Origin of the sequence: Pseudomonas sp. GD03862 (assembly GCF_029840855.1) — a bacterium.
Lineage (GTDB): Bacteria > Pseudomonadota > Gammaproteobacteria > Pseudomonadales > Pseudomonadaceae > Aquipseudomonas > Aquipseudomonas alloputida.
In genome coordinates this window covers 1-16,601 of the sequence record NZ_JAOCDI010000016.1, presented here as the reverse complement: position 1 = coordinate 16,601, position 16,601 = coordinate 1, and the positions used below count along the sequence as shown (strand labels likewise).

Below are 16,601 nucleotides of genomic sequence, written 5' to 3'. Positions count from 1 at the left end.
GCTCGCCACAAGGCGTGTAGCCCGTCTTCAGAAGGAACCCGATGATGCGCCGTCCAGCTGCTTTTCTCGCTCTGTGTGCAAGCCTTGTGCTCTCTACCCAAGCCTTGGCAGCCGAGCTGCCGCAACGCTGGGTCAGCGCGGGTGGCGCCTTGAGTGAGTGGATAACCGCATTGGGAGGTGAAGCGCGCCTGGTCGGTGTGGACACTACCAGTCAGCACCCGGCCTCGTTGAAAGCCTTGCCCAGTGTGGGGTATCAGCGGCAACTGTCGGCCGAAGGCATCCTCAGCCTGCGCCCGGATGTGCTGGTGGGCACCGAGGAAATGGGGCCGCCACCGGTACTGGCGCAAATCCGCAAGGCCGGCGTGCGGGTCGAGTTGTTCTCCAGCAAGGCCGAGCTGCCGGCAGTGGATGAAAACCTCAGGCACCTGGGGCAGTTGCTCGGTGCAGAGCAGCAAGCGTCCGCGCTTGCAGCGGACTACCGCCAGCGGCTCGATGCGTTGCATGCCAACGTCAAGCTGGCCCAGGCCGGGCAGCAGGCTCCTGGGGTGTTGCTGCTGGTCGGCCATGCCGGGGCCAAGCCGCTGATCGCCGGGCAAGGCACTGCCGGTGACTGGCTGCTGGAACATGCGGGTGGGCGTAACCTGGCCGCGCACCCAGGCTACAAGAACTTCTCCAACGAAGCCTTGGCGGCGCTTGACCCGGATGTGATCGTGTTTTCCGACCGGGCGCTGGCCGATGAGCAGGCCTTGCAGGCGCTGTTGAAAGAAAACCCCGCGCTGGCTGCCTCGCGGGCCGTGCGTGAGAAACGCCTGGTCTCACTGGACCCAACGCTGCTGGTCGGCGGGCTCGGGCCTCGGCTACCGGCGACCTTGCAGTCGCTGGCAGCCACCTTCTACCCGGCTGCTCAGGCCAGCTTCGCACAATGAAACAACGGGTCCAGTCACGTACGTTGTTCATTAGCCTGAGCCTGCTGTGCCTGTTGGCAATCTGGCTGTCACTGGCGCTGGGGCCAGTCAGCCTGCCGATGTTCGATACGCTGCGCGCTGGCCTGCGCCTGTTGGGGCTGCCCGTTTCCGAGGATGGCCTGCAGCAGGCCGAGATGATCCTTGGTCAGATCCGCCTGCCGCGCACCCTGTTGGGGTTGGCGGTGGGCGCGGTGCTGGCGCTGTCCGGGGTGGCCATGCAGGGGCTGTTCCGCAACCCGCTGGCCGACCCCGGGCTGGTAGGGGTTGCCGCTGGCGCCGCAGTGGGGGCGGCGGTTGCCATTGTCGGCGGCGCCTGGTTTGGCGGCATGCCGGATGCTTTCGCACCTTATCTGCTGTCGTTCTGCGCTTTTGTCGGCGGGCTTGGGGTAACTGCGCTGGTCTACCGCCTGGGGCGCCGCGATGGCCAGACCAACGTCGCCACGATGCTATTGGCTGGCGTGGCCATGACCGCGCTAGGTGGCGCGGCCGTGGGGCTGTTCTCTTACCTGGCCGATGATGCCACCTTGCGCACGCTAACGTTCTGGAACCTTGGCAGCCTCAATGGCGCCAGCTATGAGCGGCTGTGGCCATTATTGCTGGTGGCGACAGGGGTAGCGGTGTGGTTGCCGCGCCGGGCCAAGGCACTGAATGCCCTGTTGCTGGGGGAGTCGGAGGCGCGCCACCTGGGCGTTGACGTGGAGCGGCTCAAGCGTGAATTGGTGTTCTGCACGGCGCTGGGGGTGGGGGCGGCAGTGGCAGCAGCCGGGTTGATCGGCTTCATCGGCCTGGTAGTGCCGCACCTGGTTCGCCTGCTGGCCGGGCCCGATCACCGTGTGGTGCTGCCAGCCTCGCTGCTTGCCGGCGGTGTGCTGATGTTGTTCGCCGACCTGGCGGCGCGGCTGCTGCTGGCGCCTGCCGAGCTGCCGATTGGTATCGTCACGGCCTTCATCGGTGCGCCGTTCTTCCTGTTCCTGCTGATGCGAGGGCGCGGCTGATGTTGCAAGTCGAGGGCCTGTATCTGTGCAGGGGCAGCAATGAGGTGCTGCACGACATTCACCTGCAGTTGCCTCCGGGGCAGGTCGTGGGTGTGCTTGGCCCAAACGGTGCCGGCAAGAGCAGCCTGCTGAGTGTGCTGTGCGGTGAACTGGCGCCCGACCGCGGGCGGGTAACGCTGCAGGGCCGCCCCCTGGCCGATTGGGCCGGGCAGGAACGGGCAAGGCGCCTGGCAGTGTTGCCACAGGTGTCCAGTTTGGGTTTCTCGTTTCGGGTGGAGGAAGTGGTGGGCATGGGGCGCATGCCTCATGGCACCGGTCAGCGGCGCGATGCGGAAATTGTCGAAGCAGCGTTGCGGGCGGCAGATGCCTGGCACCTGGTGGCGCGCAGTTACCTGGCGCTTTCCGGTGGCGAGCGGCAACGGGTGCACCTGGCCCGCGTGCTGGCGCAGCTATGGCCGGGCGAGGAGGGCAGCACGTTGCTGCTCGACGAACCGACTTCGATGCTCGACCCGCTGCATCAGCACACCACCCTGGAAGCCGTACGCCGTTTCGCCGACTGCGGTGCTGCAGTGTTGGTGATCCTGCATGACCTGAACCTGGCGGCGCGTTACTGTGACCGTATCCTGTTGCTGGAGCAGGGGCGCTGCCATGCGTTTGCCACGCCCGAAGCGGCACTGACCCCAGCGGCCCTGAAGGCGGTGTACGGTATCGACGTACTGGTGCAGGCGCACCCCGAGCGTGGGCATCCGCTGATCATCACCCGTTGATTCTCGAACCGTGCACGGCCTTTGTGGAAGCGACCTTGTCTCGCGACAGGTCCGCCCCCGGGGCAGGCCATTCAAATTGTGGATGACATGGAGTAACTGACGATGCGACACCCGCTGCTGTCCGGTTTCTCGCTGTGCCTGGTACTGGCGATAGGCGGCTGTCAGGCCAGCCTGCCGCCGTTGCCCGCCTGGCAGAGCAGTAACGGTCGCACGCACGCCGAGCTGGGAACGATTGTCGACCTGGCCAGTGAGCAGATCATAAGCCCTGAAACGCTGGTGGAGCGCCTGGCTGACGCACCCCGAGTGCTTGTCGGCGAGAAGCACGACAACCCTGACCATCACGCGCTGCAACTGTGGCTGTTGCGCGCTCTGCAAGGCCAGCGTACGCAGGGCAGCCTGCTGCTGGAGATGCTGCAGCCCGAACAGCAATCACGGGTGGACAAGCTGGCGGGGCAGCCTTTGCCGGAAGACTTGCCCAAGGCGCTGGCCTGGCAGGAGGGCTGGGATTGGCAGTTGTACGGGCCGATTGTCACCGAAGCCTTGCAACATCGGGTGACGTTGCTGGCCGCCAACCTTTCGCCCGCCGAGATGCGTCAGGCCTATCGACAGCCGGCTCCGGTGCAGGGCGAAAAGTCCAATGCACCTGCGGTAAAGGCTGCCTTGCTGGAACACGTGCGCGCCGGGCATTGCGGGATGCTGCCAGAAAACCGGTTACCGGCGATGCTGGCCGTTCAGCAGCAGCGCGACCGGCGCATGGCCGAGCGCTTGCAGGCGGCACCGCAACCGGCACTGCTGTTTGCCGGGGCTTACCATGTGCGCAAGGACCTGGGCATACCCTTGCATCTGGCTGACCTGGGGGCATCGGGGGAGAGCAAGGTATTGCTGCTGGCTGAGGTGGGCGAGCGAATCGAGCCTGGCGAGGCTGATTATGTGTGGTACACGGCAGCGATGCCGGAGCAGGATTATTGTGCGCAGCTGCGGCGCTGATCCTGAAAAGGCACAGGCAAAAAAAGACCCGGCAAATTGCCGGGTCAATAACCGTGATTAGCCTGATGAGGAGATAATCTGAGAGTCCGAACCAGGGGCTCTTAGCTTATCCAACCAGTCTCGCGACCAGTTGCGATAATCATAACAATTCTCATTTAGCCGTCAATCCCTTTACCCCGATTATTTGGGTTTTTTTTGCGTAGGGTTTTTCGCGTCCAATTGTTGGTTGAGTGCTTCCTTGCGTTCGAGCGGCAAATCGTTCCAGTGCATGTCCAGCAGGGCGCCTTCAATGGCATACAACAGCACCTTCGATGCACGGAACCCTCGTGTCTTCACGGCCTGGTACGCACCCACCGCGCCCAGGCGGCGCAAATCCGATGCACTGTGGATGCCGGCCGCATGCAGCCACTGCGCAGAAGTCTTGCCAAGGTTCTTCAGATGCTGCAATTCATCGTTCATCGAGCCTCCTTGCGATGGCTGAACGGGAATGGGGGGATAAATCGCGAGCAGGTCTGAGAGGAGTGTAGCGGGCGTTGGGAAATATGCGGCTTTTTGCCATCGGAGGGTGAGCGGCCTGTGCCTGCCCCTTGGCGGGCAGGCACAGGAAGGTGACGAACTTACAGGCCAGGCAACCGCTGGCGAATCTGCTCGATCACCTGATCCATGCTGCCGGCAGCCTGGGTATCGACGCGGGTGCTGTGCACCAGCTCCTGCGCATCCAGCGCCTCACGGCTGGCCTGTTGGGCCTTGATCACCTCCAGCGTGGCATCCGACGGGTCGCTGTTTTCGGCCTGGCGCTGCTCCAGCCAACTGGCGATGACCGCCTCTGGCGCGTGGCAGTCGAGGATGAGGAACGGCACGCCGGTCTGGCTGGCAACGTCTGCCGCAGCCTGGCGTTGTTCACGCTTGAGGTAGGTGGCGTCCAGCACCACCGGGAAGCCGGCGCGCAGCACGGTCGCTGCTACCTCGTGCAGGCGCTGATAGGTCGCTGCGCTGGCGTCCTGGTCGTATATGCCGGTACTCAGCTGGCCGGCGTCGGCCTGCGGTTGTTCGCCGAACAGGCGCTTACGCTCTACGTCCGAACGCACGCGCACTGCACCCAGGGCCTCGACCAGGCGCATGGCCACGTGACTTTTGCCCACCGCCGAAACGCCATGGGTGATGGCCAGCAGGCGCGACGGGATGGCGCTGTAGCTTTCGGCCAGGTTGGCGTAGTTGCGGTAGGTGCGCAGGGTGGTGGCACGCTGAACGCCATCAGCGTCGGCCGGCATGCTGAACAGTGCGACCTTGGCCCGCACCAGCGCGCGGTAGGCTTTGTAGAAGTTGAGCAGTTCCAGGCCTTCGTAGTCCCCTGTCAGTTCCAGGTACTGGCTGATGAAGCGTCGGGCCAGGCACTTCAGGCCGCGGTCTTCCAGGTCCATGGCCAGGAAGGCGGTGTCGGCGTAGACGTCGGTCAGTCGGAAAGGCTCGTTGAACTCGATGCAATCGAAGATCACCACCTTGCCATCGATCAAGGTGGCATTGCCCAGGTGGATGTCACCGTGGCACTCACGGATGAAGCCCTTGGCCTTGCGCTTTTCCAGCAGGCCATGCAGGCGCTCGAAGCTGCTGCGGGCCCAGGCCTGCAGGGCGTCGACTTGCTGCAGATCGGCTTTGTCGCTGAGGAATGGGCGAATCTGCTCGAAGTTCTGCTCCACCGGGGCCATCACGCTGTCTGGCGTGCCCAGCGGGTGTTCCATCGGCACACGTGGGGCCTGCAGATGAAACTCGGCAATCTGCCGGGCCATCTGGTCGATGTGCGTGGCGTTCAGTTCGCCATTGGCCTGCAGGGTGTTGAGCATCTGGCCCTGGGGGAACTGGCGCATCTTCAGCACATACTCGATGGCTTCACCTTCGCCACCGATCTGCGGTGCGTCGACGCTACCGGTGATCGGCAACACTTCCAGGTACAGGCCTTCGGTCAGGCGTTGGTTCAGGCGCAATTCTTCGTTACAGAAATGCTGGCGCTGGTCCAGTCCGGTGAAGTCCAGGAAGCCGAAATTCATCGGTTTCTTGATCTTGTAGGCGTATTCGCCAGTGAGCAGGACCCAGGAGATATGCGTCTCGATGAGCTGAAACCCCTCCACGGGGTGAGGGTACAGGGCAGGGTTCTGCAACGCAGTAATAAGAGCTTGGCTCACGGCAAATCCTTCCGGGGCAAGGGAATTCGAATGCGCCATTATGGTCAATGGTGCCGTCCCTGCCTACCGCCGGGCCGTCTGCCCAGCCTTTATAAAGTGCGTATAATCCGCCGCCATGACCCGAACCCGAAATCCCCGCACCCCTCAGAAACGCCCGACCGGCCGCTCCCGCGCCTGGCTGGGCTGGGCTTTGAAGCTCAGCCTGGTTGGCCTGGTGATCGTTGCCGGCTTCGCGGTTTACCTCGATGCCGTCGTCCAGGAAAAGTTCTCCGGCAAGCGCTGGACCATCCCGGCCAAAGTGTATGCCCGACCGCTGGAGCTGTTCACCGGCCAGAAGTTGAGCAAGAACGACTTCCTCACCGAGCTCGATGCGCTCGGCTACCGTCGCGAAAGCGCGGCCAACGGCCCGGGCGCTGCGTCCGTCAACGGCAATACCGTCGACCTCAATACCCGTGGCTTCCAGTTCTACGAGGGCATGGAACCGGCGCAGTTCGTCCGCGTGCGCTTCTCTGGCGATTACGTTGCGGGCCTTTCCGGTGCCAACGGCAAGGCGCTTGACGTGGTGCGGCTGGAGCCGCTGATGATCGGCGGCATCTATCCGAAAAATCTCGAAGACCGCATCCTGATCAAGATTGATCAGGTACCCAAATATCTGCTCGAAACCCTGGTGGCAACGGAGGACCGCGAGTTCTACAGCCACTTCGGCGTGTCGCCAAAGTCCATCGTCCGGGCCATGTGGGTCAACACGTCGTCCGGCTCGATGCGCCAGGGTGGCAGTACCCTGACCCAGCAGTTGGTGAAGAACTTCTACCTCAGCAGCGAGCGCAGCCTCAGCCGCAAGCTGACCGAGGCGATGATGGCGGTCCTGCTCGAACTGCACTACGACAAACGCGAAATCCTTGAGGCCTACCTCAACGAGGTGTTCGTCGGCCAGGACGGTCAGCGCGCGGTGCACGGCTTTGGTCTGGCTAGCCAGTTCTTCTTCAGCCAGCCGCTGTCCGAGCTGAAACTGCATCAGATCGCCCTGCTGGTGGGCATGGTCAAAGGCCCGTCCTACTACAACCCGCGGCGTCATCCCGAGCGGGCCCTGGCTCGCCGCAACCTGGTGCTCGACCTGGTGGCCGAACAGGGCGTGGCCAGCCAGGCAGAAGTCGATGCGGCGAAGAAAATGCCGTTGGGCGTGACCAAGCGTGGCAGCCTGGCGGACAGCTCGTTCCCGGCCTTCCTCGACCTGGTCAAGCGACAGTTGCGCCAGGATTACCGCGACGAAGACTTGACCGAAGAAGGCCTGCGCATCTTTACCAGCTTCGACCCGATCCTGCAGATGAAGGCCGAAACCTCGATGAGCGAGACCTTCAAGCGCCTGGCGGGCCGCAAGGGGGCAGACGATGTGGAAGCGGCGATGGTCGTGACCAACCCTGAGACCGGTGAAGTACAGGCGCTGATCGGTAGCCGCCAGGCAGGCTTCGCCGGCTTCAACCGGGCCATCGATGCTGTGCGGCCGATCGGCTCGTTGGTCAAGCCGTCGGTATACCTGACTGCGCTGGAGCAGCCGAGCAAGTACACCCTGACCAGTTGGGTGCAGGACGAGCCATTTTCGGTCAAGGGGGCTGACGGCCAAGTCTGGCGCCCGCAAAACTATGACCGCCGCCCGCATGGCACTATCTACCTGTACCAGGGGCTGGCCAACTCCTACAACCTGTCGACCGCCAAGCTCGGCCTGGAAGTGGGTGTGCCGAACGTGATCAAGACCATTGGTCGCTTGGGCGTGAATGTCGACTGGCCTGCATTCCCGGCCATGTTGCTGGGGGCAGGTGGCATGTCGCCGATGCAGGTGGCAACCATGTATCAGACCATCGCCAACGGCGGCTTCAACACGCCGATGCGCGGCATCCGCAGTGTGCTCACCGCCGAGGGCGAGCCGCTCAAGCGCTACCCGTTCCAGATCCAGCAAACCTTCGACCCAGGTGCCATTTACCTGGTGCAGAACGCCATGCAGCGCGTAATGCGCGAAGGTACAGGGCGCTCGGTGTACAACACCTTGCCACGCTCGCTGACCCTGGCGGGCAAGACCGGTACCAGTAACGACTCGCGTGACAGCTGGTTCTCCGGCTTCAGTCAGGATCTGCTGGCCGTGGTGTGGATGGGGCGTGACGATAACGGCAAGACACCGTTTACCGGCGCCACCGGCGCCTTGCAGGTGTGGACCAGCTTCATGAAGAAGGCCGACCCGCTGCCGCTGGACATGCCGCAACCGGACAACGTGGTGCAGGCCTGGATCGACCCCTACAGTGGCCATGGGTCTGATGCCAGCTGTCCGGGAGCGGTGCAGATGCCGTATATTCGCGGGAGTGAGCCGCCGGCCGGCGCAGCCTGTGGCGGCGAGCAGGACCCAGTAGAATCGGTAATGGACTGGGTCAAAGGCTGGATGAATTAAGCACAGGCTGCATTGATGAGGTGTGATGTGAACAAGTGGCTGTTTCCTGCCGTGACGGCGTTGGCTGTGCTCCAGGGGTGCTCCAGCGTCCCGCGTGGCAATATTCCGGTGGTCGATTCGAGCACCCGCGTGTCCAACAGCGAACGCGTGACGGCCAACCGCTCGGCGGGTGGCTATAACGCCGGCACCGCCCAGGCGCAGACGCTGCCGGAGGATTCCGGTGTCACCGTGATGATCCCGCAGGGCGCAGGCGCATCGGGCATCCAGACGTTCCCGGCGTCCAATGGCGCCGCGCCGATCAGTACCTCGCCGATCACGCCAGGGCCGATCAGTACAGGGCCTGTCAGTTCGGCGCCGATGACCACCAATCCCAACCCGATTGCCGATGAACCCTTCGACATTGCTGCGATGAACAGCACCCCGCAAAGCGCCAGTGCGCCAACCGGTATTCCGCGCAGCGCCGCCGCCGGTGGCCTGTCGGCCGACGAGCAGCTGGACGGTCCTGTGCTGGCACTGTTGACCACTGCGCAGACGCAGCAGGGCAGCGGCGACTTCAACGGTGCCGCTTCGAGCCTGGAGCGTGCCCAGCGTATTGCTCCGCGTGAGCCTCAGGTGCTGTATCGCCTGGCCCAGGTGCGCCTTTCGCAAGGTGATGCGGCGCAGGCCGAGCAGTTGGCGCGCCGCGCCCTGACCTACGCCAACGGCCGCCCAAGCCTGCAGGCAGAGCTTTGGAACACGATCGCCCAGGCCCGTGAAAAGCAGGGTGACAGCGCTGGGGCTGCGCTGGCCCGGCAAAAGGCGCGGGTCAATTCGTGATGATCGAGCAACGCGTGCTGGATATTGCCGACCACCTGCTCTTGATCGAGCGCGAGCTGCAGGTGCAAGGCTGGTGGGATGACGAGCCGCCAAGCGACGAGGCACTGGCCAGTACGGTGCCGTTCGCCGTGGATACCCTCAGTTTTGAGCAGTGGCTGCAATGGATCTTCCTGCCCCGCATGAAGATCATCATCGAGCTGGGCCACCCGCTGCCCAATGCATCGAGCATCCTTGTCATGGCCGAAACGGTGTTTACCGACCGGCCGGAGCAAAGTCGTGAGCTACGCCGCCTGTTGGCAGCTTTTGATCAATTGATCGCTCCTTCCGCCTGATTTCTTCAGTTTTTCCGTCAAGGGCCGCAGATTGTGGCCCTTTTTTTTGGAAATCTTCTTAATTCTGCTGCTGAAGCGATTTTTAGTGGCGGCAGGAATTCATCTTGAGGAAAAATTGGCAATAATTTTTCTTGACTTGTTGGCGCCGAATCACAAGAATCCAACTTCCGCTGTAGAGGGACTGCCAGAAGCAGACCCGCTAAGCAGATCATGAGGTGCACACCCGCGCCGACCTGTTACACCCCGCAACGCGTTACCTCGCGCTGGGTGGGAAACCCCCGCAACACTCTGGGGATCTCCCAATACTTGCTCAGTCAGTGCTGACGTTCGCTCATGCTCTGCTTGGCAGTAAACCTATTAAGACCCGTCCAGTGAGGGCGGTATTCTGGCGTTTTAGAGGTGAACAACGTGGAGCTTTTATCTGGCGCTGAGATGGTCGTCCGCTTCTTGCGTGACGAAGGCGTTAAGCACATCTACGGGTACCCTGGTGGTGCTCTCCTGCATGTTTACGACGCACTGTTCAAAGAACCGGAAGTGGAACACATCCTGGTTCGTCACGAGCAGGCGGCCACCCATATGGCGGACGGCTACGCTCGCGCCACCGGCAAGGCCGGTGTGGTGCTGGTAACCTCCGGTCCTGGCGCGACCAATGCCATTACCGGCATTGCCACCGCCTACATGGACTCGATTCCGATGGTCATCCTGTCCGGCCAGGTGCCTAGCACCATGGTGGGCACCGATGCCTTCCAGGAAACCGACATGATCGGTATCTCGCGGCCGATCGTGAAGCACAGCTTCATGATCAAGAATCCGACCGAGATCCCTGAAGTTCTGAAAAAAGCTTTCTACCTGGCGCAATCCGGTCGTCCAGGTCCAGTCGTGGTCGACATTCCAAAAGACATGACCAACCCGGCTGAGAAGTTCGAGTACGTCTACCCGAAAAAGGTCAAGCTGCGCTCCTACAGCCCGGCGGTCCGCGGTCACTCCGGCCAGATCCGCAAGGCTGCCGAGATGCTTCTGGCGGCCAAGCGGCCGGTCGTCTACTCCGGTGGCGGTGTGATCCTCGGCGGTGGCTCCGAAGCCCTGACTGAAATCGCCAAGTCGCTGAACCTGCCGGTCACCAATACCCTGATGGGGTTGGGTGGCTTCCCGGGTACCGACCGCCAGTTCCTCGGCATGCTCGGCATGCATGGCAGCTACACCGCCAACATGGCCATGCATCATGCCGATGTCATCTTTGCCGTCGGTGCGCGTTTCGACGACCGCGTTGTAAACGGCCCGGCCAAGTTCTGCCCGAACGCCAAGATCATTCACATCGACATCGACCCGGCGTCGATCTCGAAGATGATCAAGGCCGACGTGCCAATCGTCGGCCCGGTCGACAGCGTGCTCAACGAAATGCTCGGCATCCTCAAGGAAATCGGCGAGCAGCCTGACAAGGCGGCGCTGGATGCCTGGTGGAAGCAGATTGACGAATGGCGTGGCAATGGCGAGTTGTTCCCTTACGACAAGGGCGATGGCAACGTCATCAAACCGCAAAAAGTGATCGAGACACTGTGTGAAGTGACCAATGGCGACGCCTTCGTCACTTCCGATGTGGGCCAGCACCAGATGTTTGCCGCGCAGTACTACCGCTTCAACAAGCCAAACCGCTGGATCAACTCCGGTGGCCTGGGCACCATGGGCTTCGGCTTCCCGGCGGCGATGGGCGTCAAGCTCAACTTCCCGGATCAGGACGTGGCCTGTGTGACCGGCGAAGGCAGCATCCAGATGAACATCCAGGAGCTGTCCACCTGCATGCAATACGGCCTGCCGGTGAAGATCGTCAACCTGAACAACGGTGTGTTGGGCATGGTCCGCCAGTGGCAGGACATGGCCTACAACGGTCGTCACTCGCACTCGTACGTCGAGTCGCTGCCTGACTTCATCAAGCTGGCCGAGGCCTATGGCCATGTGGGTATCCGCATTACCAGCCTGAAGGACCTCAAGCCGAAGCTGGAAGAAGCGTTTGCGATGAAGGACCGTCTGGTGTTCATCGACATCGCGGTTGACCGCAGTGAGCACGTCTATCCGATGCAGATCAAGGATGGCTCGATGCGTGACATGTGGCTGAGCAAGACGGAGCGTACCTGATATGCGGCACATCATTTCCCTGCTGCTGGAAAACGAACCAGGTGCGTTGTCCCGCGTGGTCGGCCTGTTCTCCCAGCGCAACTACAACATTGAAAGCCTGACTGTAGCGCCAACCGAAGACCCGACCCTGTCGCGTCTGACGCTGACCACCGTTGGCCATGACGAAGTGATCGAACAGATCACCAAGAACCTGAACAAGCTGGTCGAAGTGGTCAAGCTTGTCGACCTGTCGGAAAGCGCTCACATCGAGCGTGAACTGATGTTGGTCAAGGTCAAGGCCACCGGTGCCCAGCGTGCCGAGATCAAGCGCACCACGGATATCTTCCGTGGCCAGATCGTCGACGTGACCGCCAGCGTGTACACCGTGCAGCTGAGCGGTACCAGCGACAAACTGGACAGCTTCATCCAGGCGATCGGCACTGCATCGATTCTGGAAACCGTGCGCAGCGGCGTTACCGGCATTGCCCGTGGCGACAAAGTGCTCAGCATCTAAATCCAAAAAATTAGCGATGGCTCCGCAGGGGCCGAGATATAACCAGGGGTATTTTCATGAAAGTTTTCTACGATAAAGACTGCGACCTTTCCATCATCCAGGGTAAGAAAGTCGCCATCATCGGTTACGGCTCCCAGGGCCACGCTCAGGCGTGCAACCTGAAAGACTCCGGTGTAGACGTTACCGTCGGTCTGCGTAAAGGTTCGGCTACCGTTGCCAAGGCTGAAGCCCACGGCCTGAAAGTTGCCGACGTTGCTACCGCTGTCGCTGCGGCTGACCTGGTCATGATCCTGACCCCGGACGAGTTCCAGGGCGCTCTGTACAAGAACGAAATCGAGCCGAACATCAAGAAGGGCGCTACCCTGGCCTTCTCTCACGGTTTCTCGATCCACTACAACCAGGTTGTTCCGCGTGCCGACCTCGACGTGATCATGATCGCGCCGAAAGCCCCGGGCCACACCGTTCGCTCCGAGTTCGTCAAAGGCGGCGGCATCCCTGACCTGATCGCTATCTACCAGGACGCTTCCGGCAACGCCAAGAACGTCGCACTGTCCTACGCTTCGGGCGTAGGTGGTGGCCGTACCGGTATCATCGAAACCACCTTCAAGGACGAAACCGAAACCGACCTGTTCGGTGAGCAGGCTGTTCTGTGTGGCGGTACCGTCGAGCTGGTCAAAGCCGGTTTCGAAACCCTGGTCGAAGCTGGCTACGCGCCGGAAATGGCCTACTTCGAGTGCCTGCACGAGCTGAAGCTGATCGTCGACCTCATGTACGAAGGCGGCATCGCCAACATGAACTACTCGATCTCCAACAACGCCGAATACGGTGAGTACGTCACTGGCCCGGAAGTCATCAACGAAGAATCCCGCAAGGCCATGCGCAATGCCCTGAAGCGCATCCAGGACGGCGAGTACGCGAAGATGTTCATCTCCGAAGGTGCTACCAACTACCCATCGATGACCGCCAAGCGTCGCAACAACGCCGCTCACGGCATCGAAATCATCGGCGAGCAGCTGCGCTCGATGATGCCGTGGATCTCGGCTAACAAAATCGTCGACAAGACCAAGAACTAAGTCTTATCGATAGATGAAAAACGCGGCTTCGGCCGCGTTTTTTCGTTCTGGCATCCAGCTTCTGGTATAAAGCAGACCAGTGGCTCGCTGTCAGAACCTGTTTCGCGGGCCCGTGTCGAACATTTTCCATCCTGTTGCAAGGTACCCTCCATGAGCGAACGTCCCGAAGAGCCGAACAAGCCCTCCGACGCCGAAAGCCTGCTACCTGTCGATGAGCACGTTGAAGAAGGGCATGACGCCGAAGGCCGCAAGGTGCGCCACCGCGGCATCTACCTGTTGCCCAACCTGTTTACCACCGCCAACCTGTTTGCCGGTTTCTATTCCATCATCAGCTCGATGAGCGCACAGAGCGCCCTGAGTGCCGGCGACCCGCGCGAGGCGAGCAAGTACTTCGCTTTTGCCGCTATCGCCATCTTCGTGGCCATGGTGCTCGACGGCCTGGACGGCCGCGTTGCGCGCATGACCAATACCCAGAGTGCCTTCGGTGCCGAGTATGACTCGCTGTCGGATATGGTCGCCTTCGGCGTGGCCCCGGCTTTGCTGGCCTTCGGCTGGGCGCTGGGTGACATGGGCAAGGTCGGCTGGATGGTTGCCTTCATCTATGTGGCCGGTGCCGCGTTGCGCCTGGCGCGCTTCAATACCCAGGTCGGTACCGCCGACAAGCGCTACTTCATCGGCCTGGCCAGCCCGGCTGCCGCAGGTGTGGTGGCGGGCACCGTATGGGCGTTCAGTGACTATGGCATCCAGGGCTCCAAGCTGTCGTTCCTGGTCGCGCTGCTGGTGGCTGCTGCTGGCATGCTGATGGTCAGCAACATCAAGTACAACAGTTTCAAGGAGCTGGACCTCAAGGGGCGCGTGCCGTTCGTGGCGATCCTGGCGGTGGTGCTGGTATTTGCCGTCGTGTTCAGCGACCCACCGCGTATCCTTCTGTTGATCTTCCTCGCCTATGCAGCATCGGGGCCGATCCAGTTCCTGCTGAAGGCGCGCCGTCGCAAAGCGTGAAAATCACTTAACGCTGGAATAACCTCACGGCTCCATAGTCTTACTGGTACATCCGTTACTCAGTGCTATGGAGCCGTTCATGCTTATCAAGCTTCCCAGGTCTTCCGAGTGCAAAGCGTCGGAGATCACCCCCGAAGGCATTTACCTTTCCCGTCGTACCCTGCTGGGTGGCTCATTGGCTGGCTTGGCGCTAGGCGCATTGCCGGGCGGGGTGGGCGCGGCGCAAATGTCGCGTTATGCCGATGTGCAGGCTGGGGCCGCGCCGGCCTGGTTCACTGACAAGCTCGCGGCCACGCGCTGGCAGGCGGTGACGGTGAAGGACGAGGCGATCACGCCGTTCAAGGATGCCACTCACTACAACAACTTCTACGAGTTCGGGCCCGACAAGGGCGACCCGGCGGCCAATGGCGACAGCCTGAAGACCGAACCGTGGTCCATTGTGGTGGATGGTGAGGTGGGCAAGCCCGGACGCTATGCACTGGAGGACTTCGTCAAACCCTATCAGCTTGAGGAGCGGATCTATCGGCTGCGCTGCGTAGAGGCGTGGTCGATGGTCATTCCGTGGCTGGGGTTCCCTTTGGCTCAGGTGCTCAAGCAGGTCGAGCCGACTTCCAGTGCGCGTTATGTGCGTTTCGAAACGCTGAAGGATCCGCAGCATATGCCTGGGCAGCGTTCTGGCTTCGCCTTGATCGACTGGCCTTATAGAGAAGGGTTGCGCCTGGATGAGGCGATGCATCCGTTGGCAATTCTCGCGGTGGGTATGTACGGCCGGGAACTGCCCAACCAGAACGGTGCGCCGTTGCGTTTGGTGGTGCCTTGGAAGTATGGCTTCAAGAGCATCAAGTCGATTGTGCGCATCAGCCTGGTAGCGGAGCAGCCCGGCACTACCTGGGAAGGGCTGGCGCCGGATGAATATGGTTTCTATGCCAATGTGAACCCGACAGTCGACCACCCGCGCTGGAGCCAGGCGCGCGAACGTCGTTTGCCCAGCGGGTTGTTCAGCCCCAACGTGCGGGAGACACAGATGTTCAATGGCTATGCCGATGAAGTGGCGTCGCTGTATACCGGGCTCGATCTGCGGAAGAACTACTGATGCGTTACCCCTGGTTTCGCTTGGCCATCTTCATCGTAGGCTGCCTGTTCCCGGTGTGGTGGCTATATGAAGCGGCGATGAACCTGCTGGGGCCTGATCCCGGGAAGATCATGATGGATCGCCTTGGGCTTGGGGCGCTTACCTTCTTGTTGGTGACCTTGAGCATGACCCCACTGCAGAAGCTGACGGGCTGGTCTGGCTGGATCGTGGTTCGCCGGCAGCTGGGGTTGTGGGTGTTCGCTTATATAGTGCTGCACATCCTCTGTTACCTGTTCTTTATTCTTGGGCTGGATTGGGGGCAGTTGGCGGTGGAGCTGCGCAAGCGGCCCTACATTATCGTGGGGGCGCTGGGGTTCCTGGGTTTGCTGGTGTTGGCGGTCACTTCGAACCGGTATAGCCAACGGCGGCTTGGGGCGCGGTGGAAGAAGCTGCACAGGTTGGTGTATGCGGTGCTTGGGTTGGGCTTGTTGCATTTCCTTTGGATCGTGCGCTCGGACCTTCGGGAATGGGCCATCTATGCGTTTATTGGGGCTGTGTTGATGGTATTGCGGATACCTGCTGTTGCGCGGGCTCTTCCCAGGGTTGCCAGGAAGCAGGGTAGGGCGGTTTGAGAGTGGGGTGGGGCTGCCAAGGGTCTGCCTTGAGATAGCAATGGCTGTGGAGAGGGCCCGCCTTTGTTTCTCTGGCGTCTGTGAGATCGAGCGCCGCGCGCGTCCGGCTCGAGACATCCATCGCCTGTGAGACCGAGCGCCGCCCGCGTCCGGCTTGAGACATTCACCGCCTATGAGACCGAGCGCCGCCCGCGCGGCGCTTCGCGGGTAAACCCGCTCCTACGTTTGTTTCGGGCCAGTCCCTCCTGTGCCTGGCGCGCGCGACCGCCTTGTTGGTACGACGCGATATCGAGACAGGCACCAAGGCGTTCGCGCGCGAATCCCACAGGCATAATTGGCCCGAAACAAACGTAGGAGCGGGTTTACCCGCGAAGCGCCGCGCGGGCGGCGCTCGATCTCACAGGCGCTGAAACTGTTGTGGCGAACACTTGGCAGCCCTGATACGGTCTTTCCCCCTTATATTTCACTTTCTTGAAATTAAAGGTTGACGCCCTCTCGAATCCCCTTATAATGCGCCCCACTTCCAGCGACAACGGAACGACAAACTCCTTGAAATTCAATGAGTTAGACAATCCTGAAGGTGCTGTAAGGGCTACGATCAAATGATCGAAAGCGGTTGAGATGATGGTTGACAGCGCTTCCAAGTGCTGTATGATTCGCCTCCCGCTACGAGAGATCGCAGCGAGCCAAGTGTTTGAAGCTAAACGAGTTTCTCGC

General features: G+C 61.5%; 16 protein-coding genes. 13 read left to right on the top strand and 3 right to left on the bottom strand.

What is annotated here, in order from left to right; all coding sequences use genetic code 11:
• The first annotated feature begins 41 nt into the window (after positions 1–41).
• The 4 genes from N5D53_RS12695 (at position 42) to N5D53_RS12680 (ending at position 3,714) form a co-directional block, all read left to right on the top strand.
• The gene (locus N5D53_RS12695) at positions 42–926 is read left to right on the top strand and encodes an ABC transporter substrate-binding protein (protein WP_104962580.1); all 885 of its coding nucleotides are present in this window, start codon (positions 42–44) and stop codon (positions 924–926) included.
• A 50-nt stretch (positions 927–976) separates the two neighbouring features.
• Positions 977–1,960, top strand: coding sequence for an iron ABC transporter permease (locus tag N5D53_RS12690; protein WP_162490572.1), 984 nt, complete (start codon positions 977–979; stop codon positions 1,958–1,960).
• A complete protein-coding gene (locus N5D53_RS12685) occupies positions 1,960–2,727 on the top strand; it encodes a heme ABC transporter ATP-binding protein (RefSeq protein WP_010955339.1) in 768 nt (255 codons plus the stop codon). Before N5D53_RS12690 ends, N5D53_RS12685 begins: the two co-directional genes overlap by 1 nt.
• A gap of 102 nt (positions 2,728–2,829) precedes the next feature.
• Positions 2,830–3,714 carry a ChaN family lipoprotein gene (locus tag N5D53_RS12680; RefSeq protein WP_190869976.1) on the top strand — a complete coding sequence of 295 codons (885 nt, stop codon included), beginning with the start codon at positions 2,830–2,832 and terminating at the stop codon, positions 3,712–3,714.
• A gap of 180 nt (positions 3,715–3,894) precedes the next feature.
• Here N5D53_RS12680 and N5D53_RS12675 read toward each other — a convergent pair whose 3' ends face one another.
• Both N5D53_RS12675 and N5D53_RS12670 read right to left on the bottom strand, forming a co-directional pair.
• Positions 3,895–4,173: a TfoX/Sxy family protein gene (locus N5D53_RS12675; protein WP_010955337.1), complete on the bottom strand. Its 279-nt coding sequence runs from the start codon at positions 4,171–4,173 to the stop codon at positions 3,895–3,897.
• Between the two features lie 158 nt (positions 4,174–4,331).
• Positions 4,332–5,894, bottom strand: a complete 1,563-nt coding sequence (locus tag N5D53_RS12670; RefSeq protein WP_190869977.1) for a bifunctional aminoglycoside phosphotransferase/ATP-binding protein — start codon at positions 5,892–5,894, stop codon at positions 4,332–4,334.
• 115 nt (positions 5,895–6,009) lie between these two features.
• Between N5D53_RS12670 and mrcB the strand changes: the two genes are divergently transcribed.
• From mrcB to msrQ, 9 genes are all read left to right on the top strand, one after another.
• Entirely contained in the window at positions 6,010–8,331 is a 2,322-nt protein-coding gene (gene mrcB / locus N5D53_RS12665; protein WP_010955335.1) for a penicillin-binding protein 1B, read from the top strand.
• 15 nt (positions 8,332–8,346) lie between these two features.
• A complete protein-coding gene (locus N5D53_RS12660) occupies positions 8,347–9,147 on the top strand; it encodes a tetratricopeptide repeat protein (protein WP_010955334.1) in 801 nt (266 codons plus the stop codon).
• Positions 9,147–9,479 (top strand): YqcC family protein, encoded by a 333-nt coding sequence (locus N5D53_RS12655; protein WP_003250034.1) that lies wholly within the window; start codon positions 9,147–9,149, stop codon positions 9,477–9,479. Before N5D53_RS12660 ends, N5D53_RS12655 begins: the two co-directional genes overlap by 1 nt.
• A 408-nt stretch (positions 9,480–9,887) precedes the next feature.
• The gene (locus tag N5D53_RS12650; protein ID WP_064491454.1) at positions 9,888–11,612 is read left to right on the top strand and encodes an acetolactate synthase 3 large subunit; all 1,725 of its coding nucleotides are present in this window, start codon (positions 9,888–9,890) and stop codon (positions 11,610–11,612) included.
• Position 11,613: 1 nt separating this feature from the next.
• Positions 11,614–12,105: an acetolactate synthase small subunit gene (ilvN, locus tag N5D53_RS12645; RefSeq protein WP_003250040.1), complete on the top strand. Its 492-nt coding sequence runs from the start codon at positions 11,614–11,616 to the stop codon at positions 12,103–12,105.
• 56 nt (positions 12,106–12,161) lie between these two features.
• Positions 12,162–13,178, top strand: a complete 1,017-nt coding sequence (gene ilvC / locus N5D53_RS12640) for a ketol-acid reductoisomerase (RefSeq protein WP_003250043.1) — start codon at positions 12,162–12,164, stop codon at positions 13,176–13,178.
• Positions 13,179–13,328: 150 nt separating this feature from the next.
• Positions 13,329–14,180, top strand: coding sequence for a CDP-diacylglycerol--serine O-phosphatidyltransferase (pssA, locus tag N5D53_RS12635; RefSeq protein ID WP_003250045.1), 852 nt, complete (start codon positions 13,329–13,331; stop codon positions 14,178–14,180).
• Between the two features lie 79 nt (positions 14,181–14,259).
• Positions 14,260–15,273, top strand: coding sequence for a protein-methionine-sulfoxide reductase catalytic subunit MsrP (gene msrP, locus N5D53_RS12630; protein ID WP_003250049.1), 1,014 nt, complete (start codon positions 14,260–14,262; stop codon positions 15,271–15,273).
• Positions 15,273–15,884, top strand: a complete 612-nt coding sequence (gene msrQ, locus N5D53_RS12625; RefSeq protein WP_064491452.1) for a protein-methionine-sulfoxide reductase heme-binding subunit MsrQ — start codon at positions 15,273–15,275, stop codon at positions 15,882–15,884. The genes msrP and msrQ overlap by 1 nt, the downstream gene beginning before the upstream one ends.
• 362 nt (positions 15,885–16,246) lie before the next feature.
• On the opposite strand, the gene N5D53_RS12620 is transcribed toward msrQ, so the two are convergent.
• The coding region (locus N5D53_RS12620) for a hypothetical protein (RefSeq protein WP_279840394.1) at positions 16,247–16,601 on the bottom strand (355 nt) is incomplete at its 5' end.

Coding starts and splice junctions, on each gene's coding strand:
- mrcB (WP_010955335.1), top strand. CDS start 6,010: ATGACCCGAACCCGAAATCCCCGCACCCCTCAGAAACGCCCGACCGGC.
- ilvC (WP_003250043.1), top strand. CDS start 12,162: ATGAAAGTTTTCTACGATAAAGACTGCGACCTTTCCATCATCCAGGGT.
- pssA (WP_003250045.1), top strand. CDS start 13,329: ATGAGCGAACGTCCCGAAGAGCCGAACAAGCCCTCCGACGCCGAAAGC.
- msrQ (WP_064491452.1), top strand. CDS start 15,273: ATGCGTTACCCCTGGTTTCGCTTGGCCATCTTCATCGTAGGCTGCCTG.
- N5D53_RS12680 (WP_190869976.1), top strand. CDS start 2,830: ATGCGACACCCGCTGCTGTCCGGTTTCTCGCTGTGCCTGGTACTGGCG.
- N5D53_RS12685 (WP_010955339.1), top strand. CDS start 1,960: ATGTTGCAAGTCGAGGGCCTGTATCTGTGCAGGGGCAGCAATGAGGTG.
- N5D53_RS12660 (WP_010955334.1), top strand. CDS start 8,347: ATGAGGTGTGATGTGAACAAGTGGCTGTTTCCTGCCGTGACGGCGTTG.
- N5D53_RS12695 (WP_104962580.1), top strand. CDS start 42: ATGATGCGCCGTCCAGCTGCTTTTCTCGCTCTGTGTGCAAGCCTTGTG.
- ilvN (WP_003250040.1), top strand. CDS start 11,614: ATGCGGCACATCATTTCCCTGCTGCTGGAAAACGAACCAGGTGCGTTG.
- N5D53_RS12675 (WP_010955337.1), bottom strand. CDS start 4,173: ATGAACGATGAATTGCAGCATCTGAAGAACCTTGGCAAGACTTCTGCG.
- msrP (WP_003250049.1), top strand. CDS start 14,260: ATGCTTATCAAGCTTCCCAGGTCTTCCGAGTGCAAAGCGTCGGAGATC.
- N5D53_RS12655 (WP_003250034.1), top strand. CDS start 9,147: ATGATCGAGCAACGCGTGCTGGATATTGCCGACCACCTGCTCTTGATC.